The following is a 20602-nucleotide window of genomic DNA, read 5'->3' as shown; positions in this document are numbered from 1 at the left end:
GACGTTCACGAACGAGGTTAATCGTGGCTGTAGGACGAATCCTGAATGCTGCTAAGAGACTTCTCTATCGCTCAGGATTTCAGCACGGCGCCTTTGCGACTGGCCATTGCCGTCACTGCGTAACCGAGCAGCGCCGCGATAATCGAACCGGTCAAGATCCCCATCCGGTCCATTCCGGCGTAGTCGCTGACACCTGGCTCGAAAGCCAGGGAGCCGACAAACAGGCTCATGGTGAAGCCAATCCCGCAGAGGATCGATACACCCAGCACATGGCCCCAGTTGGCGCCTTGGGGCAGGGCGGCGATGCCGATTTTCACGGCCAGCCAGGTCAGGCCGAACACGCCAACGGTTTTACCCAGCAACAGGCCAGTCGCAATGCCCATCGGTACGTGATGGGTGAAGCTTTCAACGGTGACACCGCTCAGGGACAGACCGGCGTTGGCGAAGGCGAACAGCGGCAGGATGCCGTAAGCCACCCACGGATGAAGGGCGTGTTCAAGGGTCAGCAGTGGCGAGGTCTCGGCGTTTTTGGTGCGCAGCGGTATGCAGAAGGCCAACGTCACACCGGCGAGGGTCGCGTGGACGCCGCTCTTGAGCACACACACCCAGAGGATCAAGCCAATGATCATGTACGGCCCGAGCTTCACCACGCCGAGCCGGTTCATGGCAATCAGCGCGATGATGCAGGCGGCCGCCAGTGCCAGCGACAGCGTCGACAACGTCCCGGAATAGAAGACGGCGATGACGATGATCGCACCCAGGTCGTCAATGATCGCCAAAGTCATCAGAAACAGCTTCAGCGACACCGGCACCCGTTTGCCCAGCAAGGCGAGTACGCCGAGGGCAAAGGCAATGTCGGTGGCCATCGGGATGGCCCAGCCACCCAGGGCTGCCGGGTCGTCTCGGTTCAAAAACCAGTAGACCAGCGCCGGCACGACCATGCCGCCAATCGCCGCGGCGCCGGGCAGGACGATTTGCGAGGGTTTCGACAATTGGCCGTCGAGGACTTCGCGCTTCACTTCCAGGCCGATCAGCAGGAAGAACATCGCCATCAGGCCGTCGTTGATCCACAGCAGCAACGGCTTGGCGATTTTCAGCGCGCCGATCTGAGCGACGACAGGGGTGTCCAGCAGCCCGCTATAGAGCCACGACAGGGAAGAGTTGTTGATGATTAAAGCCAGGGCTGCAGCGGCGATCAATAACAGACCGCTGGCAGCTTCCAACTGAAAGAAACGCGTGAAAGTGCTACGCAGAGGCAAGGTCGCTCTCCATCGATAATTCAAAAGGTGGCACACCCTAACCCGTACCGTTAGTTGTTAAAACAAAAGTTATATTCTTTTTTGTTATATACCGTAACAACGTGAAGGACGGGGCCGGGTTTGAGCCTAGCAGTTGCCGGCCGTATTGAGCGTCAGCTGTACCTGTGCGTGCTGTAGGTTTTTTCCTAAGCTTGATACCTGAGCCTTGCAATTAAGGCCGACTCAACGAGAAAACCATCATGAGCGACAACCGACAGTGGGCCCGCGAAGCCATCCGGATCATCGAAGCGGACTTCCAGCGCAGCGCCGATACCCACCTGATCCCCTTGCCGCTGCCGGGTTTTCCGGGCATCGAGTTGTACTTCAAGGATGAATCCAGTCACCCCACCGGCAGCCTGAAGCACCGCCTTGCGCGCTCCTTGTTCCTCTACGCCTTGTGTAATGGCTGGTTGAAACCCGGTGCGCCAGTGATCGAGGCGTCCAGCGGTTCGACGGCGATTTCCGAAGCTTATTTCGCCAGCTTGCTGGGTTTGCCGTTCATTGCGGTGATGCCGGCGACCACCTCCAAAGAGAAGATCGCGCAAATTGCGTTCTATGGCGGCAAGAGCCATCTGGTCGATGATCCGACCCAGATCTACGCCGAGTCCGAACGGCTGGCGCGCGAGCATGATGGTCATTTCATCGACCAGTTCACCTACGCCGAACGCGCCACGGACTGGCGGGCGAACAACAACATCGCCGAATCGATCTTCCATCAAATGCGTTTCGAGCAGCACCCGGAGCCGAGCTGGTTGATCTCCAGCCCTGGTACTGGCGGCACCACCGCAACGCTGGGCCGTTACGTGCGTTATCGCCAGCATCGCACCCGTGTGCTGTGCGCCGATGCCGAACGTTCGGTGTTTTTCGATTACTACCAGACCGGCGATGCCAGCCTGCGCCTGGACTATGGATCGCGGATTGAAGGCATCGGTCGGCCACGGGTGGAAGCGTCGTTCCTGCCCAAGGTGATTGATGCCATGGTCAAAGTGCCGGACGCGTTGTCCCTGGCGGCCATGCACTACTTGGCACAGCGTCTGGGGCGACGGGTTGGCGGATCGAGCGGGACCAACCTGATCGGCGCCTTGATGGCGGCTCAGCAGATGGCGGCGGCGGGGGAGTCGGGGTCTATCGTGGCGATTCTGTGTGATGGCGGCGAACGTTATGCCGCCACCTATTACGATCAGGATTGGCTCAAGGACCAGGGGTATGAGTTGAGTGGTCTGATGGATGCCGTGGCGGCGAGTGTCGAGCGCGGTGAGGCGCTTCCGGCCAGCGTGCTGCGCGCTAATATCTAATACCAAACTTCGCCCCCCGTAGGAGCGAGGCTTGCCCGCGAAGAACGATAATGCGGTCTTTCAGAAAGACCGCGTCAATTTCTTCGCGGGCAAGCCTCGCTCCTACAGGATCTCGGTCAGGCTTCCAGGCCCAGGATGTCGCGGGCCACGGCTTCGGCAATCCGAATACCATCCACACCCGCCGACAAAATCCCGCCCGCATAACCCGCGCCTTCACCCGCCGGGAACAAGCCCTTCACGTTCAGGCTCTGCATCGACTCGTTACGGGTAATGCGCAGCGGTGACGAGGTGCGTGTCTCGATCCCGGTCAACACGGCGTCATGCAGCGAGTAACCGCGAATCTGCTTCTCGAACGCTGGCAACGCTTCACGAATCGCTTCGATGGCGAACGCCGGCAAGGCCAACGCCAGATCACCCAATGCAACGCCTGGTTTGTAGGACGGTTCAACGCTGCCCAGTTCAGTCGACGGCTTGCCGGCAATGAAGTCGCCGACCAGTTGCGCCGGTGCTTCGTAGTTGCTGCCGCCCAGCACAAAGGCATGGGATTCCAGGCGTTCCTGCAATTCGATACCGGCCAGCGGGCCGCCCGGGTAATCGACTTCCGGGGTGATGCCGACGACGATCCCGGAGTTGGCGTTGCGCTCGTTACGCGAGTACTGGCTCATGCCGTTGGTGACCACGCGGTTCGGCTCTGACGTCGCCGCGACCACGGTGCCACCCGGGCACATGCAGAAGCTGTAGACCGAACGACCGTTCTTGGCGTGGTGCACCAGTTTGTAGTCGGCAGCCCCGAGTTTCGGGTGGCCGGCGTACTTGCCCAACCGCGCGCGGTCGATCAGCGACTGCGGGTGTTCAATGCGGAAACCCACGGAAAACGGCTTGGCTTCCATGAAAACGCCACGACCGTGGAGCATGCGGAAGGTGTCCCGGGCGCTGTGGCCGAGGGCCAGAATCACATGTTTAGAATGGATCTGCTCGCCGCCATTGAGTTCTACGCCAACCAGTTGGCCGTCCTCGATCAGCACATCGGTGACGCGTTGCTGGAAGCGTACTTCGCCACCCAAGGCGCGAATCTGTTCACGCATGTTTTCCACCACACCGGTCAGACGGAACGTACCGATGTGGGGCTTGCTGACATAGAGGATTTCATCCGGGGCACCGGCTTTGACGAACTCGTGCAGGACTTTGCGGCCGATGAATTTCGGGTCCTTGATCTGGCTGTAGAGCTTGCCGTCGGAGAATGTCCCCGCGCCGCCTTCCCCGAACTGCACGTTGGATTCGGGGTTGAGCACGCTTTTGCGCCACAGGCCCCAGGTGTCCTTGGTGCGCTGGCGCACTTCGGTGCCGCGCTCGAGGATGATGGGCTTGAAGCCCATTTGCGCGAGCAGCAATCCGGCGAAAATCCCGCACGGCCCGAAACCCACAACCACAGGACGTTGCTGCAGATCGGCCGGCGCGTGGCCGACCACTTTGTAGCTGACATCCGGCGCCACGTTGACGTTACGGTCATCGGCGAATGTGTGCAGCAACGCGACCTCGTCCTTGGCGGTGAGGTCGATGGTGTAGATGAAGCACAGTTCGGAGGACTTTTTGCGCGCATCGTAGCTGCGCTTGAACAAGGTGAAATCGAGCAGGTCATCGCTGGCGATGCCCAGGCGCTGCACGATGGCAGGGCGCAGGTCTTCTTCGGGATGGTCGATCGGCAACTTGAGTTCAGTGATTCGTAACATGGCAGGACCCGGTTCGCGGGGCGCACAACTGCGCCAAGGCGTTTGAAACCGGCGATTATAAGCCCCAAAGGAGGATTCCCGTGAGGCTTAAACGATCAGTCGTCACGCGAACCGCCGAAATACCCGCAACCGCGTTGTACCTGGCCATTGATGCGCAGTTCGGCGCTCATGTGCTGGACGCTGCCGGTGGTGCTGTCGACGCAACGTTGCGGCGTGACCCACAGTTCGATGTGCTGGTTATTGGCTTCGGTGCCGAGGTTGAAACGGCCATCGCCCAGTTGCTCTTCCACGTAAGGCAGGGCCAGAGGCGGTTGACCGGCGCGATCAATCACCATGCCTTTGCCGGTGACCTTGACGTTCCACTCAGGCGAGTGACCGGCCGCGCGCAGAGTCTGCAGTTTGAAATTGGGATCGTCGCATGCCGTGCCCGAGCGCTCGACGCGGTACAGCTGCTCAAGATCGAGACGGCTGTCGACGATGCGCCCGCGCACGTCGGCGAACAACTTGCCCTTGGTATCGGCCAGTGACGCGGCCTGTTGCAGCACGCTGGTGTTGCCGGTGTCGTTGACCACAAAGCTGCGTGTTTCATTGCACGGCTGGAACTGCAATTTGCCGTCCACCGCCGTCAACTGGCCTTGCATGCGGGTCTGGCCCACGTGGGAGGCGTTTTCACGCTGGCCATCGAACAACTGACAGGCGGCAAAAAGCGGCAGCAAGGTAACAACGACTAAGGAACGGGCAACACGCATCTTTGGCTCTCCAGACAAGTGCTGCCACGTTACTCAGGCAAGCCTGCGATCACAAGGCTTGTGTGCCAGGGATTGAGTTGCCGGGTGCGTCCCAGCATAGTGGCGCACTTGTCCAGGATCGGGCCCACTTCGGCATGAACCAACACCAGTCTGTTTTCCCCAAACGGTTGTACGCATTGGATGCGCTGCGCGGTATCGCTGCGTTGGCGGTGGTGTTCTGGCATTGGCAGCACTTCTTTTTTCAAGGGGCGTTGCCGGGTCCGCTGCAAACCGAACAGCAACCTTTCTACAGCGTGTTTGCATTGTTTTATCGACACGGTGGCGATGCGGTCGCGTTGTTCTTCAGCTTGTCCGGGTTCATCTTTTTCTGGTTGTTCGGTCAAACCGTGGCGCGAGGGGATCTGACCGGGAAACAGTTTTTCATCGAGCGTTTCAGCCGCATCTATCCATTGCATCTGGCAACCTTCGCCGCTGTTGCGCTGTTACAGATGGTCTACTCACGGTATACGGGGAACGCTTTTGTTTATCCGCTCAATGATATCTATCACGGCGTGTTGAACGTTTTTCTCGCCCCTGCGTGGGGATTGGAACAGGGCTGGTCTTTCAATGGCCCGGCCTGGTCGATCTCTGTTGAGGTGCTGCTCTACGCAGCGTTTTTCCTGCTGTGGCGCTATTCGCCTTTTCCAACGCTGATCAGTGTTTTTTTGATCACTGTGGCTGCGTGTGTCTTTCCAGCGCAGTACAAAATCACTCTTGGTGTGTTCAGTTTTTTCTGCGGTGGCGTTGGCTATATCCTGGTGGCGTGGCTGCTGCAACGGGCGCCGGCACGTTGGGTGGGGATGGGTTTGACGATAGGTTGTGCGGCGGGTTGGTGGCTGCTCGGCGCTGATCAGCCGTTGATCAAGTTTGCGCTGTTGTTTCCGCTGACGATCATGGCCATTGCGGCGTGTCATCAGTTGCTGGAGCCGCTCGCCCGGCACCTGGCGTGGCTGGGTGATATCAGCTACGCCTCCTATTTGCTGCACTTCCCGCTGCAAATTTTCGCCGCGCTGCTGGCGGATAAATTCTTCCCGGGGCGTAGCGTCTTTTATCAGCCGTGGACGTTGCTGCTGTTCTTTGTTGTGTTGATCGGTGTCAGCCTGATTTGCCATCGCTGGTTCGAACGGCCGATGCAGCAGTGGCTGCGGCAGTTCGGGCGCGAGCGCCTGGCGAGCGGCGTGATCGCTCGCCAGTAACACGCCTGCCAGAAAGGGCGGTCAGCCGACGTGAAAGGTCTGACCGGTTTGCAAGCCTTCAACACTTTTGGCGTAGGCCAATGCCACATCGGCTGCCAGAACCGGTTTGAAACCACGGAAGTAAGGCGCGTATTTGCCCATGGCTTCCACCAGCACATTCGGGCTGATCGAGTTCACGCGCAGGCCGCGAGGCAGTTCGATGGCGGCGGCGCGCACGAAACTGTCCAGTGCACCATTGACCAGCGCTGCCGAGGCGCCACTGCGAATCGGGTCATGGCTGAGCACGCCCGTGGTGAAGGTGAACGAGGCGCCGTCGTTGGCGAACTCGCGGCCGATCAGCAGCAAGTTGACCTGGCCCATCAGCTTATCTTTCAGACCCAGCGCGAAGCTGGCTTCGGTCATTTCATCCAGTGGCGCGAAAGTCACGTTACCCGCCGCGCAGATCAGCGCATCGAACTTGCCGGTCTGTTCGAACAGCTTGCGGATCGAGGCGCTGTCGCTGATATCCACCTGAAAGTCGCCACTGTTGCGGCCGATGCGGATGATGTCGTGACGCTGGGACAGCTCCTTGTCGACCGCCGAACCGATGGTGCCGCCTGCGCCTATCAATAGAATTTTCATCGTGCTGTTCCTCGAGTGGTTGAATGAGGTCTCAGTCTAGAGTGGTTTTTTCTGCTGATAAGCGCACTAATAGGCAACCTTTGGTTTTCAAATGGAAACAATCCATGAGCGAGATGGATGACCTGGCGGCGTTTGCGGTATTGATCGAAGCGGGGAGTTTTACCTTGGCAGCGCAGCAACTGGGTTGCAGCAAGGGGCAGCTATCCAAGCGCATCAGCTTGCTGGAGACGCGGTTTTCCGTGGTCCTGCTGCAACGCACCACCCGCCGTTTAAGTCTGACGGCGGCAGGTGCAGCGCTGTTGCCCCAAGCTCAAGCGCTGGTAGTGCAAGTCGAGAGAGCGCGTCAGGCATTGGCGCGGTTGAAGGACGACATGGCCGGGCCGGTGCGCATGACAGTGCCGGTGTCGCTGGGGGAAACTTTCTTCGACGGTTTGTTGCTGGAGTTTTCCGGCAAATACCCTGAGGTACAGATCGAACTCGACCTCAACAACCAGTTTCACGACCTGTCACGGGATGGCTTCGATCTGGCGATTCGCTCCGAGGTGGGCAAGGACGAGCGTCTGGTGGCGCGACCATTGCTGGCTTGGCACGAAATGACCTGCGCCAGTCCTGCGTATCTTGAACGGTTCGGCGAACCGCTGACGCCCCAGGCGTTGGCTGAACACCGTTGCTTGCTCAACAGCCATTACAGTGGTCGCGAAGAATGGCTCTATCACCAGCAACACGAGTTGCTACGGGTGCGGGTGTCGGGGCCGTTTGCCAGCAATCACTACAGCTTGCTGAAAAAAGCCGCATTGGCGGGTGCCGGTATCGCCCGTTTACCGTCGTACCTGCTGCAAGCGGAATTGGCGGATGGACGCTTGCGCTGGCTCCTGCGCGATTATCAGACGCGGCGCATGCCGATGTACCTGGTTCATCCTTATCAGGGCGGCCTGCCGAAACGCACGCAAGTGTTGGCGGATTACCTGATCGGCTGGTTCAAGCGCAGCGGTGAGGCGCTGGATCGCCTTCAGCGCTAGATTTTGAATGCACACCACAAACCTAATGTGGGAGCGAGCCTGCTCGCGAAAGCGATAGATCAGTCAACATCTTTGTTGAATGTTGATCCGTCATCGCCGGCAAGCCGGTCTCGCTCCCACATTGGTTCTTCATCGCCTGAAGTTTTGGAGATGGTATTAGTTGGAGTAACGCCGGGCGATCAGGTGATCAATCGACAATTTCCCCGGCCCGGTCGCCATCAAATACAGCAACACCGCCGCCCAAGTGCCGTGGGTTGGATAAGCATCGGGGTACACGAACAGTTGAATGGTCAGGGTCATGCCCAGCAAGGCCAGCGCCGAAAAACGCGTGGCAAAGCCTATCAGGATCAGCACCGGGAAAAAGTGTTCGGCGAACGCCGCCATGTGTGCAGCGATCTCTGGTGACAGCAACGGCACGGGGTACTCACTCTTGAATAGCGGGATGGTTGAGTCGGCCAGGTGTGGCCAGCCGAACTCGAACGTGCCCTCGATCAGGTCGATGGCGAGGCCTTCGACTTTGGTTTGCCCGGACTTCCAGAACACCGCCGCGATGGAGACCCGCGCAATAAAAGCGATCAGGCTCAGTGGAGTCAACGCCAGCAGCGCGATGGCGCGGCTGATCGGGTTCTGTGTGTTCATGGCGATACCTTGTTGTGGTGTAAGTGAGTTATGGCGTTGTGGCCGATCAATAGGGCCAGGGTCTGGCTGAGATCGAACGCGGGTGCGGTTTCTGCTGCCTGAATCAGCGGCTGGCCGCTTTGCAGGTTGTGGATGAAGGCGCTGGCGCCGGGCTCGATGACGAAGACTTCAACGTCCAGGCCATTGCGCAGGATCAGTGCGTGTTGCCCGTGGTGCAGGTCAATCCCGGCCAACGTTGCGTCTTGCTGATGGGCCGCCCAGATCGAGACCACGGCGAAGGCAGAGGTCAGCAAGTTGAGGGAGGGGTGAAGTTCGACGGTCAGCTCGCTCAGGGTTTGCGGATCAGCGAGCGCTGCGCCGATCTGTTCATGGCTCAACGGCTGGGCGTCGGCCGCGTGATAAGCGGTGGTGCGCAACCGTTCGAGTCTGGCGACATCGGCCAGGTACGGCACGCTGCTCGCCGGATCGAAGCCGTTGATGAACTGCGCAAAATGGTTGCCGTAATCATTGATCAACGGACTCTGGGGCGCGTTGCTGAGCAGATAAATCCCGGCCATGGCACGGAAGAATTCATCACCTACCAATTGCATTACGACGGGGTAACTGTGCGCCAAGGCGTTGATCAACGAGCTCTGCACATTGTTACGATACACCGCGAAACGGCTGGCGGGGTCGGCACCATTGGCACTGAAAAAGCCCTCAGGGCAGGCCTGTTGGGGATCAAGCAAGGCTGCGGCAAAAACGGCTTGCGTGCTCAAGGCCGACCTCCCGAGAACAGCAACAACTCATCGGCCTGACGCGCCTCGGCCTGCAAGACACTGAAGGCCGGCAACTGATTGTCGCGTTCGATCAGGGTGGCTATCGGGCCTGTCCGCTCCAGCACGTGCTGGTACAACGACCAGACAGCGGTATCGATGGGGGCGCCGTGATCATCAATCAGCAGACGGTCGCCGAGGCTGTCGGTGTCTTCGGCAAAGCCTGCCAGATGAATCTCGCCGACGGCATGAAGGGGCAGGGCGTCGATGTAGGCCACTGGATCGCGACGATGATTGATGCACGATACGTAGACGTTGTTCACATCAAGCAACAGCCCGCAGCCTGTGCGGTGGATGATTTCGCTGATGAAGCCTGCTTCATCAATTGTCGAGCGCTCGAACGCCAGGTAGGTGGCCGGGTTCTCCAGCAACATCGGGCGTTTGAGGGTGCTTTGTACCTGGTCTATGTGTTCGCAAACGCGGTTCAGCGTTGCGTTGTCATAGGCCAGAGGCAACAGGTCATTCAGGAACACCGGGCCGTGGCTGGACCAGGCCAGGTGTTCGGAAAAGGCGTGGGGTTGATAGCGCTCGATGAGTGCGGCGAGGCGTTTGAGGTGCTGAGTGTCCAGCGGACCTTCGGCACCAATCGACAAGCCCACGCCATGCAGCGACAGCGGATACTGCTCGCGAATCAACCCCAGGTAATGATGAAACGGGCCGCCGGCCACCATGTAGTTTTCGGCGTGGACTTCGAAAAAGCCGATGTCCGGTGGTGAACCGAGCACTTCACGAAAGTGCTCGGTCTTGAGCCCCAGCCCGGCGCGGGGCGGGAACCCGAACGGTGAATGGTTCATGGTCGACACTCGGGCGGGGTCCGGATCAGGCTTTGGCTTTGAAGGCTTCCATCTGACCGAAACCGGTCGACGAGGTCTTGCTTTCGGTGGTGGCGCAGGTGCCTTTAGGGACAGACTTCCAAGCATTAGTCTGGAAGTCTGTTTTCGAGGTGCCGGCGCAAGTGGTGCCGGCGCCTGCTGCGCAATCGTTGTGACCTTTCATGGCCACGCCGAAGCATTTTTCCATGTCGTCGGCCGCGTGGACGGTGGAGACAGCGGCCATACTCAGTGCAGAACCGAGGGCCAGAACCAGGGCGGTGGCGGACAGGGTGCGGGTGGTAGCAGTCATGATGTTTCTCCGGTTTTTGAGGTTGGGTAAGAAAGCGTTTGTGCTTGCTTACCGCTCTAGAGAAAGGTCATGGCGATGCGTTACAGCCCATCCCAAAATTTTTCTACAAAACTTCAAGTCACCACCAATCCCTTGTAGGAGCCGAGCTTGCTCGCGATAGCGGTTTGTCATTCGACATCATTGTTGTCTGATCCACCGCTATCGCGAGCAAGCTCGGCTCCTACAGGGGATCTCCGTTGTCTGGAAGGTTTGTGGCAGGCACAAAAAAACGGCCCGAAGGCCGTTTTTGTTTACCGCAAAGACTCAACCACCCAGATACGCTTCACGCACTTTCGGATCAGTCAGCAGTGCTTCACCGGTGCCTTGCATCACCACCCGGCCGTTCTCCAGAACGTACGCGCGGTCAGCAATTTTCAGTGCCTGGTTGGCGTTCTGCTCAACCAGAAACACGGTCACGCCATCCTTGCGCAGTTGTTCGATGATGTCGAAGATCTGCTGGATGATGATCGGCGCCAGGCCCAACGAAGGTTCGTCGAGCAGCAGCAGCTTGGGCTTGCTCATCAGCGCACGGCCGATGGCGAGCATTTGCTGTTCGCCGCCGGACATGGTGCCGCCGCGTTGGGCGAATCGTTCTTTCAGGCGTGGGAAAAGTTCGAGAACCTTGTCCATCTGTTCCTGATAGTCGCCCTTGTCGGTGAAGAAGCCGCCCATGGCGAGGTTTTCTTCCACGGTCAGGCGCGAGAACACTCGACGACCTTCCGGGACCACGGCGATGCTTTTGCGCATGATCTGCGACGAGCTCTGGCCGACCAGTTCCTCACCCATGTAGCGGATGCTGCCGCTGTGGGCTTGCGGCGAACCGCAGAGCGTCATCAGCAGGGTCGACTTGCCGGCACCGTTGGCGCCGATCAGGGTCACGATTTCGCCCTGGCGGACTTCCACGTTGACGCTGTGCAGGGCCTGGATCTTGCCGTAGAAGGTGGAAACGTTTTCGAATTGCAGCATTTACGCTTCCCCCAGGTAGGCTTTGATCACTTCGGGATTGTCGCGGATCTGTTCCGGCGTACCGTTGGCCAGAGGCGTGCCCTGGTTGATCACGACGATGTGGTCGGAAATGCTCATGACCAGTTTCATGTCGTGTTCGATCAACAGCACGGTGACGTTGTGCTCTTCACGCAGCACGCTGATCAGCGCCTTGAGGTCTTCGGTTTCCTTCGGGTTCAGACCGGCAGCCGGTTCGTCGAGCATAAGGATCCGCGGGCGGGTCATCATGCAACGAGCGATTTCCAGGCGACGTTGCTGACCGTAGGCCAGGGTGCCGGCCGGACGGTTGGCGAACTGCGTGAGGTTGACCTTGTCCAGCCAGTACGCGGCGAACTCCATGGCTTCGCGTTCGCTTTTGCGAAAGCCCGGGGTCTTGAACAGCCCGGCCAGGAAGTTGGTGTTCAGGTGACGGTGCTGGGCGATCAAGAGGTTCTCGACCGCGGTCATGTCCTTGAACAATCGTACGTTCTGGAAGGTGCGCACCACGCCTTTGAGGGCGATCTTGTGGCCCGGCAGGCCTTCGATGGGCTCGCCGTCCAGCAGGATGCTGCCGCCGCTCGGCTTGTAGAAACCGGTCAGGCAGTTGAACACCGTGGTCTTGCCGGCGCCGTTGGGGCCGATCAATGCCACGACCTGTTTTTCCTTCACGGACAGGGCGACGCCGTTGACCGCCAGCAAGCCGCCGAAGCGCATGCTCAGATTTTCTACTTTAAGGATCTCGCGGCTCATTTGCGCAGCTCCATGTGAGGACGTTGCATGGGCAGCAGGCCTTGAGGGCGCCAGATCATCATCAGCACCATCAAGGCGCCGAACATCAACATGCGGTATTCACTGAACTCACGCATCATTTCCGGCAACAGGATCATCACCGTGGCCGCCAGCACGACGCCCAGTTGCGAACCCATGCCGCCCAGCACCACGATGGCAAGGATGGTCGCCGACTCGATGAAGGTGAAGGACTCCGGTGTCACCAGGCCCTGACGCGCGGCGAAGAAGCTACCGGCGAAACCGGCGAAGCACGCACCCAGGGTGAAGGCCGAAAGCTTGATGATGGTCGGGTTCAGACCCAGCGCACGGCAGGCGATTTCATCTTCACGCAGCGCTTCCCAGGCACGGCCCAGAGGCATGCGCAGCAAGCGGTTGATGACGAACAGGGCGAACAGCGACAACAACACCGCGATCAGGTAAAGGAAGATCACCTTGTTGATCGAGTTGTACTCCAGGCCGAAGTACTCGTGGAACGTCTGCAGTCCCTCTGCGGCCGTTTTATCGAAGGTCAGTCCGAAAAGCGTTGGCTTGGGAATGTTGCTGATGCCGTTCGGGCCACCGGTGAGGTCGGTCAGGTTACGCAGGAACAGACGGATGATTTCACCGAAGCCCAGGGTCACGATCGCCAAGTAGTCACCGCGCAAACGCAATACCGGGAAGCCCAGCAAGAAGCCGAACGTCGCCGCCATCATGCCGGCGATTGGCAGGCAGATCCAGAAGCTCAGACCGTAGTAATGCGACAGCAACGCATAACTGTAGGCGCCGACGGCATAGAAACCGACATAACCGAGGTCGAGCAGGCCGGCCAGACCGACCACGATGTTCAGGCCAAGGCCCAACATCACGTAGATCAGCACCAGAGTGGCGATGTCTACCGCGCCGCGCGAGCCGAAGAACGGCCAGACCAGCGCACCGATGATCAGCGCAATGATGATCCAGCGCTGGGTGCTCGGCAGGGTCAGGAAGTTACTGGCCTTGGCCGGCATTACCGGCATGTTCGGCGAGGCTTTCCAGGCTGCGCTGATTTGGTGGTCGAACAACACCCGCAGGAACATCAGCACCGAGCACACGGCGATGGTGATCAGCGTTGCGTTGCTGGTGCCATGGACTTCGAGGTTGATGCCGACAATGGTCAGTTTCAGACCGAGTACCGGGTAGGCAACGGCCCACACCAGCAAGGCGCTGAACAACGCCTGTTTAAGATTCCTAGTCATACTTTTTCAACCTCCGGACGGCCCAACAGGCCGGTTGGCCGGAACAACAACACCAGAACCAATAGACCGAAAGCCACGACGTCCTTGTACTGGTCGCCGAAAATATCGGCACCAAAGGCTTCCGCTACCCCCAGCACGATCCCGCCGAGCATGGCGCCGGGGATGCTGCCGATACCGCCCAGTACTGCAGCGGTGAAGGCCTTGAGGCCGACGAGGAAACCGGCGTTCGGGTTGATCACGCCATATTGCATGCTCAACAGCACAGCCGCGATGGCCGCCAGAGCAGCACCGATGACAAAGGTCAGGGCGATGATGTTGTTGGTGTTGATACCCAGCAGGTTGGCCATCTTGATGTCTTCGGCACAGGCACGGCAGGCGCGACCCAGGCGAGAGCGGGAGATGAACAGCGTCAGGCCGAGCATGGCGACGAAGGTCACCACGAACACCACGATTTGCATGTAGGAGATCAGCACTTCATGTGCGCCACCTGGCCCGAAGGCAAAGTTGCCCGGAATCAGGTTGGGGATGGATTTGTCCTTGGAGTCTTGCGCCAACAGAACCGTGTTCTGCAGGAAGATCGACATGCCGATGGCGGAAATCAGCGGGATCAGACGGTTGCTGCCGCGCAAGGGGCGGTAGGCGATCCGTTCGATGCTGTAGCCGTAGGCACTGGTCACGACGATGGTCGCGAGAAAAGCGGCAGTCATCAACAGCGGAACGCTGTCGAGTCCCATCATGGTCAGCCCGGCAATGGCGATGAACGCCACATAGGAACCAATCATGTACACCTCGCCGTGGGCGAAGTTGATCATTCCAATGATGCCGTAAACCATCGTATAGCCGATGGCGATCAGGGCATACGTGCTGCCAATGGTCAGACCATTAACCAGCTGTTGGAAAAAGTGATAGATGTCAGGCATTACAGCGCTCCTAAAAACCTGATACGCATTTCACTGGTGGAGTCATTTTCCCGCTCGAGCCCCGTGGATCTGCATCCACTTCGAATTCGAGGTTGGCCAGCGAACCGCTGATGACGGTTTTGAGATTTTCAGGTGGGGAGACTGGCGGATCACGCCAGCGCGGCCCAAAACGTTCGTAAAACAAAGCCCGCGGCACGCCGTGGGCTTTATTGGCAGTCAGTATGGCAAAGCCTTACTGAGGCGAAGCTTCAGTTTTTGGTTTGCCGAAGTGCCACTCGTAAACCACAAATTTGAAGTCTTTCAAGTCGCCTTTCGCGTCGAAAGACAAGTCGCCAGTCGGGGTTTTGAAAGTGCCGGCGTGGATGGCTTCAGCCACTTTGGCAGGGTCTTCGGACTTGGCAGTCTTGATGCCTTCGGCGATCACTTCAACAGCCGAGTAGGATGGGAACACGAACGGACCGCTCGGGTCTTCTTTCTTGGCTTTGAACGCGTCAGCCAGGGCAACGTTGGCTGGATCCTGGTCGAAGGATTTCGGCAGGGTTACCAGCAGACCTTCGGAAGCGTCCTTGGCAATCTGCGAAATGGAGTCGTTACCCACGCCTTCCGGACCCATGAACTTGGCTTTCAGGCCTTTTTCCTGGGATTGACGCAGGATCAGACCCAGCTCTGGGTGGTAGCCGCCGTAGTAGACGAAGTCGACGTTGGCTTGCTTGAGCTTGGCGATCATCGACGAGAAGTCTTTGTCGCCGGCGTTGACGCCTTCGAACACGGCAACCTTGACGCCTTTGCCTTCCAGGGTTTTCTTCACGGCGGTGGCAATGCCTTCACCGTATTGCTGTTTGTCGTGCAGCACAGCAACGATTTTCGGTTTCACGTGATCGGCAATGTAGTTACCGGCGGCAGGGCCCTGGGCGCTGTCCAGACCGATGGTGCGGAACACCATTTTGTAACCACGAGAGGTGATGTCCGGGCTGGTGGCAGCCGGGGTGATCATGATCACGCCTTCGTCTTCGTAAATGTCCGAAGCCGGTTGAGTGGAGCTGGAGCACAGGTGGCCAACCACGAACTTGACGCCGTCGTTGACGACTTTGTTCGCGACCGCTACCGCTTGTTTCGGATCACAGGCGTCATCGTATTCAACGGCTACGAGTTTCTTGCCGTCTACGCCGCCTTTGGCGTTGATCTGTTCGATGGCCATTTTGGCGCCACTGAACTGCATGTCGCCGTATTGGGCTACAGGGCCGGTTTTAGGGCCAGCGATGCCGATCTTGATGGTGTCAGCTGCGAACGAATGGCTGGCAACCCCGGCCAGAACCATAGCGGCAAACAGTTTGGAAATCTGCTTAGTAGCCTTAGTCATAGTGCTCCACTCTTACTGTTGTAGTTTTTATAGTCCTGGCGCCGAAGCAGCAGAACCGGGTCAGATATCTTCGATACCTTCCGGAAAATGCCCCCGACAACTGTACCGGTACAGTGTAGAGCGCCAATTGTTAGCCTGGGAAGCTGGCGCAAGGGGGCAAATTCTGCGGGTGTCGCTTTTTTGAAAGAAAAAGACAGAATCACGGCGGATGTTAGCTGGCTAATTGCTTGATTCAGCAGCATTCCTTGGCTTTCCTGCGTTTATTCAATCGGTGACTAAATTGCATCCGGGTTTTTCTGGCGGACCACCAACGTTATCATTCGCGTCGATTTCTTTTCCGGACAGGACCCATGACTCAAGAACCTAGCACCCTCTATGCCAAGCTGCTTGGTGAAACCGCATCTATTACCTGGAAAGAGCTGGAGCCGTTCTTTGCCAGGGGTGCCCTATTGTGGGTCGACCCTGGTCTGGATTTGATCGCCGCCGCCGAGGCAGTCGCTACTGACGAAGGCGAGAAAGTGGCTGCCTGGCTGGCCGCCGACCAAGTCGCCAAGCTGTCTGAAACGCGGGCGCTGGATCTTTTTGAACGCGATCCGGAGCTGTGGGCCGTGGTGGTTTCGCCGTGGATTCTGATCCAGGAAAGGGCGACGAGCTGAGTCTGCGCACTTCATTGATGCGCCCTGTTGGCGGCCAAAAGTGTGTAGGTGAGTAGCGAGATGGCATGTTGCCGTGGAGAAAGGCCACAAGTGGGCCAGCATCACGGTGACGTAAACGTAACGGGAACAGTTCGGTGAGCAGCCGAAGGGCTGCTTAATTGTTTCTTGATTGTGGATTTGTGGTGGATCTGATGCCGCCAATCGCGAGCAAGCTCGACTCCTGCAGGGGGCGGTGGCGTTCACAAATTTTGTGATCGACATCGTCCCTGTAGGAGCCGAGCTTGCTCGCGATTGGCCACGACGCGGTATTGCGCCGAGTCTTAAGCGGTCTTGCCAGTATGGTTATTGAGGGAAATAACCTTGGTCTTGCCAATCCGGTGACGGTAAATCTCACGCAGGTACTTGATCGCCTTCTTCACGCAATCGCGTGACAAGCGAATGTCGTTGATCGAGACAAACTTGTCCTTGTCGTTGATCAGTTCGCGGTACTTTTTCTCGTACATCGGTTTGATCGCGTACCAGTTGGTATCGAGGATCTTCGCCGGGTTCTCGAATTCATTGAGCAACTCGTCGATCCGGTCTTCGTCGAACTCTTCATTAATGATGAAGTCGAGGATCGAGTTATCCAGTGTCTCGTCGAAGCGGTACGGGTTTTTCGCAAAGCAGCGTTTGATGAACGCCACGATCAGCGTCAGGAAGTCGTCCGACAGGCACGGGCTTTTGGCGATCAGGGTGGTCAGCGACAAGTTGGCCGATGCGCCGATTACCAGTGCGTAACGCTTGAGCGTGGTGTTCGGGAACAGGCTGTTGAGGTGGGTCTTCAACCGGTTCAGGTCCATGTAGGACAGCTTGTAGTCTTTCGGCAAGGACACAATCGACACCACCGACGAGCAGTTCTTGAAGAAGTGCAGGTCGTGCAACGCCGCCGCGTCGTAACCGGAATTTTTGTATTGCTCCAGCGAGGCGCGATAGCGCTTGGACTCGATCGGCAGCAGGCTGATGCCTTCGATCGCCTGGGTCACTTTGTTGAAGTGCGGCAGGTCGATGGAGCGGAAGAACAAATCGTCTATGTTCAGGCGCTGTGGTTCTTTCTCGAAGACCTTGAACTTGTCGCTGCTTGGCGGCGGTGTTTCCGGCACCACGGACTCGGCGTAGGCAATCGCCACCGGACCGGCGAGGCTCATGAACAAGTCGTTGGCGTCGAGGCGAATGGTTTCGCCGATGTCGATGCCGGCGCGGCGGAAATAGTTCTGGTCGTAGTCCGTCGTGACCGCTTGTGCTGTCAGGATGTTGAAGATCTGCTGCGAGATGTATTGGTTGGCGTGTTTTTCCATGGCATTGACGTCAATGTTCTGGATGTTGCCGTCATCGCTTTCTTCGGCATAACGCATGATGTCGTTGGAGATCAGCATCATGGCGTTCCATGGGCGGATACGCCCCATGACGCTGGCTTCGCTGCTGTCTTCGTTGGCGAAGTTGTAGGAGAAGTCCCACTCTTCAGACAGGTATTTACACAGCAGGCGACCGGCATTGATGTGCAGCGCCTCGGACATTTCGCTGCGGTGATCGGAAATGTTCGGCAGTACGCAAATACCGCTGGTGAAGATCGGCTCGAAGACGAAGGAATGACCGCTCTTGCTGTCATGTTCGTCCATCGGCTTGGTGTCGAACGTTTTGTTCATGTACGAGTGCTGCTGGGCCAGGCCGAATTCGGAAGCCATGCCCGAACCGGTACCGCCGCCGGCGCTGAAAATCGAGAAATACAGGCGCGACTGGTTGGCCTTGATCCCGCAACTGTCGATCAGGTACGAGTGAATCATCTTCCAGTCCGGGCTGGAGAAACGCTGGGTGTCCTTGTTCAGGATGATCTTGGCCAGGTACTGACCGAGAATCGGCGCGTTACCGGCACCACCGGCGTGGACTTCCGACAAGTCCATGATTTTCATTTTGCTGTAGTCGCGCAGGAAGCCGCTTTTTTCGCCCTTGCGCGAGAAACGGATGCGACCGGCAATGTCTTTGTCGAGGTCGCCAAGCATGACCAGCGGTTCCACCAGGAACACCGGTTTGGCGCCCTTGTTGGTACCCAGGCGCAGGTTGTTACGAATCCATTGTGCCGGGCTGTAGCCCTTTTCCGCATAGCGTTTGTCCGGCGACAGACGGTCTTCGTTATTGAATTCGTTGAGATAAAACTTGCGGGCGTTGTACACCAGTTCCGCAACGTCCAGGGCGATGTTCGAGCCGCAGCGGCCCAGACCAATCAGGCACACCGACGGGAATTCCTGGTCGCTGTGCTGCTCGCTGGCGCCTTCCAGATGGGGCGGGCGCGGGAACACCATGTCGCGCAGACCGTCGAGGTTATCGAGGATGCGGTCGGTATTGGTTTCGGTGAAATACAGGTATTGCTGAGTGGCCAGCGGGCGCGCCGGGGTCAATGGCTTCAACGGTGAGGGGCTGTTCGCCGCAGGGCTCAGAAGCAGATCGGAGACCGCAGTGGCCGGGTTATTTTTGGAAGTCATTGTGCGCCGTCTACCTGGACTTGTTGGTTGAGCGACAACTGTCGTCAAACCATTCACGGAATGGGGGGCTCGCGTCTTTTTTTTGCGCGTATTTGGCCCAAGTCTCAGGGACTTGCCTGAGCAACAGTGGGGGAATCCTTTCCTTAATCATGATGAATCGGCCAATATTCGGCGTTCTTTAATCAAAGGGAGGCTAAATGATGTCAACGCTACCTTCGTTGGGGTTCGCCGGGATCGGTCTGATGGGCCTGCCCATGTGCCGGCGCCTGTTGGCGGCGGGCTATCCGTTGACCGTGTGGAATCGCAATCCGGCCAAGTGCGTGCCGCTGGTTGAAGCCGGTGCCCGACAAGTGGCAACACCCGCTGAACTGTGTCAGCACGCCGACATTGTCATGCTGTGTCTGGCGGACACCGCAGTGGTGCGTGAGGTGGTTTTTGGCCCGGCCGGGGTGGCTGTGGGGGCGAAAAGCGGTCAGCTACTGGTGGATTTTTCCAGCCTGGAGCCCAGCGCCACACGAGAAATGGCCAAACAGTTGATCGACACCACTGGGATGAGTTGGCTGGATGCTCCGGTGTCCGGCGGCGTGGTCGGCGCCGAGGGCGGCAGCCTGGCGATCATGGTGGGTGGCGAGGCCGGGGATCTGCAGCGAGTGCGTCCGCTTTTGCTGACACTGGGCCAGCGTGTCACCCACATGGGCGGAGTCGGGGCCGGGCAGGTGACCAAGGCGTGCAATCAGATGATCGTGGCGTGTAATGCGCTGGTCATCGCCGAAGTGGTGGCGCTGGCCGAGTGTTCCGGGGTTGATGCTCGACTGATCGCCGAGGCTCTCGCCGGTGGTTTTGCCGATTCAAAACCGTTGCAGATCCTCGCTCCGCAAATGGCCCACAGCCAATTTGAACCGGTGAAATGGCATGTGCGCACGCTGCTCAAGGACCTCGACAGCGCCGTGAAGTTTTCCCGCGAACAGGGTTCGGCCACACCGCTCAGTGGATTGGCTGCACAGTTGATGCGATTGCATGGGAGCCAGGGTTACCTGGAAAAAGATCCATCGACATTAGTGCAAATGTACCGCGAGCCAGACTAAGCCTCAGGCGCTTTGTTCATAGGGTATGTCGAATTCCGGTTGCAAGGCCGGAAGGCCGAACGCTGCTCGGGCTGCGTCGCAATCCACGTTAGCCTCGCCATTTTCCCAGGAGGCCTCGAACTCACGGCAGGTGCTGGAACGTTCATTGTAAATCGAGCATTTGACCTCGCTGCCGACTTCTCCCACCAGGCTGACACATCGGGTGGGTTTGCAGTCGGTGCCGAGCATCGCCACCCGACTGGGGCTAATCGACGCGACCAGGTCGTCAGGCACCGTTCCACCGGCCGAGGTGCATTCACCCCAGAAAAAAGACACACGGAAATGAGAACAGCAGGCACCGCAATTCAGGCATGGACTGATTTCGGACATGGGCGTTTATCTAAGGAGGAGTGGGCGCGCAGGGGAGCGGGCAGGGTCGCTATTCTAGGCTTCGCAACGGGCTTTGGAAGGGGGGGGCGAAAGGTATTTTTCAACGACGGGCGGCACCGTGAAAACACCGGCCGGATACCCGTGAAA

20 protein-coding genes are annotated in these 20602 nt (G+C 58.4%); 5 read left to right on the top strand and 15 right to left on the bottom strand.

Annotated elements, in window-relative coordinates:
• Window positions 1–71: 71 nt before the first annotated feature.
• Complete coding sequence (gene nhaA / locus KGB06_RS05085) at window positions 72–1259, bottom strand: Na+/H+ antiporter NhaA (protein WP_223512255.1); 1188 nt, start codon at window positions 1257–1259, stop codon at window positions 72–74.
• Window positions 1260–1495: 236 nt separating this feature from the next.
• Here nhaA and KGB06_RS05080 point away from each other — a divergent pair, with 236 nt between their 5' ends.
• Window positions 1496–2593 carry a PLP-dependent cysteine synthase family protein gene (locus KGB06_RS05080; RefSeq protein WP_223512362.1) on the top strand — a complete coding sequence of 366 codons (1098 nt, stop codon included), beginning with the start codon at window positions 1496–1498 and terminating at the stop codon, window positions 2591–2593.
• Between the two features lie 116 nt (window positions 2594–2709).
• On the opposite strand, the gene KGB06_RS05075 is transcribed toward KGB06_RS05080, so the two are convergent.
• Together KGB06_RS05075 and KGB06_RS05070 are read right to left on the bottom strand one after the other, a co-directional pair.
• On the bottom strand, window positions 2710–4323 hold the full coding sequence (locus KGB06_RS05075) for an NAD(P)/FAD-dependent oxidoreductase (protein WP_223512253.1): 1614 nt from the start codon (window positions 4321–4323) through the stop codon (window positions 2710–2712).
• A gap of 95 nt (window positions 4324–4418) precedes the next feature.
• Window positions 4419–5072 (bottom strand): COG3650 family protein, encoded by a 654-nt coding sequence (locus tag KGB06_RS05070; protein WP_223512251.1) that lies wholly within the window; start codon window positions 5070–5072, stop codon window positions 4419–4421.
• A 134-nt stretch (window positions 5073–5206) separates the two neighbouring features.
• Between KGB06_RS05070 and KGB06_RS05065 the strand changes: the two genes are divergently transcribed.
• Window positions 5207–6307 (top strand): acyltransferase family protein, encoded by a 1101-nt coding sequence (locus tag KGB06_RS05065; protein WP_223512249.1) that lies wholly within the window; start codon window positions 5207–5209, stop codon window positions 6305–6307.
• Between the two features lie 21 nt (window positions 6308–6328).
• On the opposite strand, the gene KGB06_RS05060 is transcribed toward KGB06_RS05065, so the two are convergent.
• A complete protein-coding gene (locus KGB06_RS05060) occupies window positions 6329–6928 on the bottom strand; it encodes a short chain dehydrogenase (protein WP_223512247.1) in 600 nt (199 codons plus the stop codon).
• Window positions 6929–7032: 104 nt separating this feature from the next.
• On the opposite strand from KGB06_RS05060, the gene KGB06_RS05055 reads away from it, so the two are divergent.
• Window positions 7033–7947 (top strand): LysR family transcriptional regulator, encoded by a 915-nt coding sequence (locus tag KGB06_RS05055; protein ID WP_223512245.1) that lies wholly within the window; start codon window positions 7033–7035, stop codon window positions 7945–7947.
• 156 nt (window positions 7948–8103) lie between these two features.
• Here the strand turns inward: KGB06_RS05055 and KGB06_RS05050 are convergent, their stop codons facing one another.
• The 9 genes from KGB06_RS05050 to KGB06_RS05010 all read right to left on the bottom strand — a co-directional run bounded on the left by KGB06_RS05050 (window position 8104) and on the right by KGB06_RS05010 (window position 15829).
• Window positions 8104–8586, bottom strand: a complete 483-nt coding sequence (locus KGB06_RS05050) for a DoxX family protein (protein WP_223512243.1) — start codon at window positions 8584–8586, stop codon at window positions 8104–8106.
• Entirely contained in the window at window positions 8583–9344 is a 762-nt protein-coding gene (locus KGB06_RS05045; RefSeq protein WP_223512242.1) for a DUF2063 domain-containing protein, read from the bottom strand. The genes KGB06_RS05050 and KGB06_RS05045 overlap by 4 nt, the downstream gene beginning before the upstream one ends.
• On the bottom strand, window positions 9341–10195 hold the full coding sequence (locus KGB06_RS05040; protein ID WP_223512240.1) for a DUF692 domain-containing protein: 855 nt from the start codon (window positions 10193–10195) through the stop codon (window positions 9341–9343). Before KGB06_RS05040 ends, KGB06_RS05045 begins: the two co-directional genes overlap by 4 nt.
• Before the next feature lie 25 nt (window positions 10196–10220).
• A complete protein-coding gene (locus tag KGB06_RS05035; protein ID WP_223512238.1) occupies window positions 10221–10523 on the bottom strand; it encodes a DUF2282 domain-containing protein in 303 nt (100 codons plus the stop codon).
• Window positions 10524–10826: 303 nt separating this feature from the next.
• The gene (locus KGB06_RS05030; protein ID WP_123433777.1) at window positions 10827–11528 is read right to left on the bottom strand and encodes an ABC transporter ATP-binding protein; all 702 of its coding nucleotides are present in this window, start codon (window positions 11526–11528) and stop codon (window positions 10827–10829) included.
• Window positions 11529–12296, bottom strand: coding sequence for a high-affinity branched-chain amino acid ABC transporter ATP-binding protein LivG (gene livG, locus KGB06_RS05025; RefSeq protein WP_223512237.1), 768 nt, complete (start codon window positions 12294–12296; stop codon window positions 11529–11531). It lies immediately after the preceding gene.
• Window positions 12293–13549 (bottom strand): high-affinity branched-chain amino acid ABC transporter permease LivM, encoded by a 1257-nt coding sequence (locus KGB06_RS05020; RefSeq protein ID WP_223512236.1) that lies wholly within the window; start codon window positions 13547–13549, stop codon window positions 12293–12295. Before KGB06_RS05020 ends, livG begins: the two co-directional genes overlap by 4 nt.
• Window positions 13546–14469, bottom strand: a complete 924-nt coding sequence (gene livH, locus KGB06_RS05015; protein WP_223512235.1) for a high-affinity branched-chain amino acid ABC transporter permease LivH — start codon at window positions 14467–14469, stop codon at window positions 13546–13548. Before livH ends, KGB06_RS05020 begins: the two co-directional genes overlap by 4 nt.
• A gap of 232 nt (window positions 14470–14701) precedes the next feature.
• The gene (locus tag KGB06_RS05010; protein WP_223512234.1) at window positions 14702–15829 is read right to left on the bottom strand and encodes a branched-chain amino acid ABC transporter substrate-binding protein; all 1128 of its coding nucleotides are present in this window, start codon (window positions 15827–15829) and stop codon (window positions 14702–14704) included.
• Window positions 15830–16179: 350 nt separating this feature from the next.
• On the opposite strand from KGB06_RS05010, the gene KGB06_RS05005 reads away from it, so the two are divergent.
• A complete protein-coding gene (locus KGB06_RS05005) occupies window positions 16180–16485 on the top strand; it encodes a DUF2288 domain-containing protein (RefSeq protein ID WP_223512233.1) in 306 nt (101 codons plus the stop codon).
• A 320-nt stretch (window positions 16486–16805) separates the two neighbouring features.
• Here the strand turns inward: KGB06_RS05005 and KGB06_RS05000 are convergent, their stop codons facing one another.
• Window positions 16806–19001, bottom strand: coding sequence for a hypothetical protein (locus tag KGB06_RS05000; RefSeq protein ID WP_223512232.1), 2196 nt, complete (start codon window positions 18999–19001; stop codon window positions 16806–16808).
• 197 nt (window positions 19002–19198) lie between these two features.
• Between KGB06_RS05000 and KGB06_RS04995 the strand changes: the two genes are divergently transcribed.
• Window positions 19199–20086 (top strand): NAD(P)-dependent oxidoreductase, encoded by an 888-nt coding sequence (locus tag KGB06_RS04995; RefSeq protein WP_223512230.1) that lies wholly within the window; start codon window positions 19199–19201, stop codon window positions 20084–20086.
• A gap of 3 nt (window positions 20087–20089) precedes the next feature.
• Here the strand turns inward: KGB06_RS04995 and KGB06_RS04990 are convergent, their stop codons facing one another.
• Complete coding sequence (locus KGB06_RS04990) at window positions 20090–20455, bottom strand: YkgJ family cysteine cluster protein (RefSeq protein WP_223512228.1); 366 nt, start codon at window positions 20453–20455, stop codon at window positions 20090–20092.
• Window positions 20456–20602: the final 147 nt, after the last annotated feature.

This window comes from Pseudomonas sp. GL-B-19 (assembly GCF_019956415.1).
Classification (GTDB): Bacteria; Pseudomonadota; Gammaproteobacteria; order Pseudomonadales; family Pseudomonadaceae; genus Aquipseudomonas.
The sequence above is the reverse complement of the archived record's forward strand: the minus strand, read 5'-3'. Positions and strand labels throughout refer to the sequence as shown.

What these genes read in the sequence shown, in the direction of transcription:
- KGB06_RS05075 (WP_223512253.1), bottom strand. Translation starts at nt 4,323, where the DNA reads ATGTTACGAATCACTGAACTCAAGTTGCCGATCGACCATCCCGAAGAA.
- KGB06_RS05070 (WP_223512251.1), bottom strand. Translation starts at nt 5,072, where the DNA reads ATGCGTGTTGCCCGTTCCTTAGTCGTTGTTACCTTGCTGCCGCTTTTT.
- KGB06_RS05065 (WP_223512249.1), top strand. Translation starts at nt 5,207, where the DNA reads ATGAACCAACACCAGTCTGTTTTCCCCAAACGGTTGTACGCATTGGAT.
- KGB06_RS05060 (WP_223512247.1), bottom strand. Translation starts at nt 6,928, where the DNA reads ATGAAAATTCTATTGATAGGCGCAGGCGGCACCATCGGTTCGGCGGTC.
- KGB06_RS05055 (WP_223512245.1), top strand. Translation starts at nt 7,033, where the DNA reads ATGAGCGAGATGGATGACCTGGCGGCGTTTGCGGTATTGATCGAAGCG.
- KGB06_RS05050 (WP_223512243.1), bottom strand. Translation starts at nt 8,586, where the DNA reads ATGAACACACAGAACCCGATCAGCCGCGCCATCGCGCTGCTGGCGTTG.
- KGB06_RS05040 (WP_223512240.1), bottom strand. Translation starts at nt 10,195, where the DNA reads ATGAACCATTCACCGTTCGGGTTCCCGCCCCGCGCCGGGCTGGGGCTC.
- KGB06_RS05035 (WP_223512238.1), bottom strand. Translation starts at nt 10,523, where the DNA reads ATGACTGCTACCACCCGCACCCTGTCCGCCACCGCCCTGGTTCTGGCC.
- KGB06_RS05030 (WP_123433777.1), bottom strand. Translation starts at nt 11,528, where the DNA reads ATGCTGCAATTCGAAAACGTTTCCACCTTCTACGGCAAGATCCAGGCC.
- livG (WP_223512237.1), bottom strand. Translation starts at nt 12,296, where the DNA reads ATGAGCCGCGAGATCCTTAAAGTAGAAAATCTGAGCATGCGCTTCGGC.
- KGB06_RS05020 (WP_223512236.1), bottom strand. Translation starts at nt 13,549, where the DNA reads ATGACTAGGAATCTTAAACAGGCGTTGTTCAGCGCCTTGCTGGTGTGG.
- livH (WP_223512235.1), bottom strand. Translation starts at nt 14,469, where the DNA reads ATGCCTGACATCTATCACTTTTTCCAACAGCTGGTTAATGGTCTGACC.
- KGB06_RS05010 (WP_223512234.1), bottom strand. Translation starts at nt 15,829, where the DNA reads ATGACTAAGGCTACTAAGCAGATTTCCAAACTGTTTGCCGCTATGGTT.
- KGB06_RS05005 (WP_223512233.1), top strand. Translation starts at nt 16,180, where the DNA reads ATGACTCAAGAACCTAGCACCCTCTATGCCAAGCTGCTTGGTGAAACC.
- KGB06_RS05000 (WP_223512232.1), bottom strand. Translation starts at nt 19,001, where the DNA reads ATGACTTCCAAAAATAACCCGGCCACTGCGGTCTCCGATCTGCTTCTG.
- KGB06_RS04995 (WP_223512230.1), top strand. Translation starts at nt 19,199, where the DNA reads ATGATGTCAACGCTACCTTCGTTGGGGTTCGCCGGGATCGGTCTGATG.
- KGB06_RS04990 (WP_223512228.1), bottom strand. Translation starts at nt 20,455, where the DNA reads ATGTCCGAAATCAGTCCATGCCTGAATTGCGGTGCCTGCTGTTCTCAT.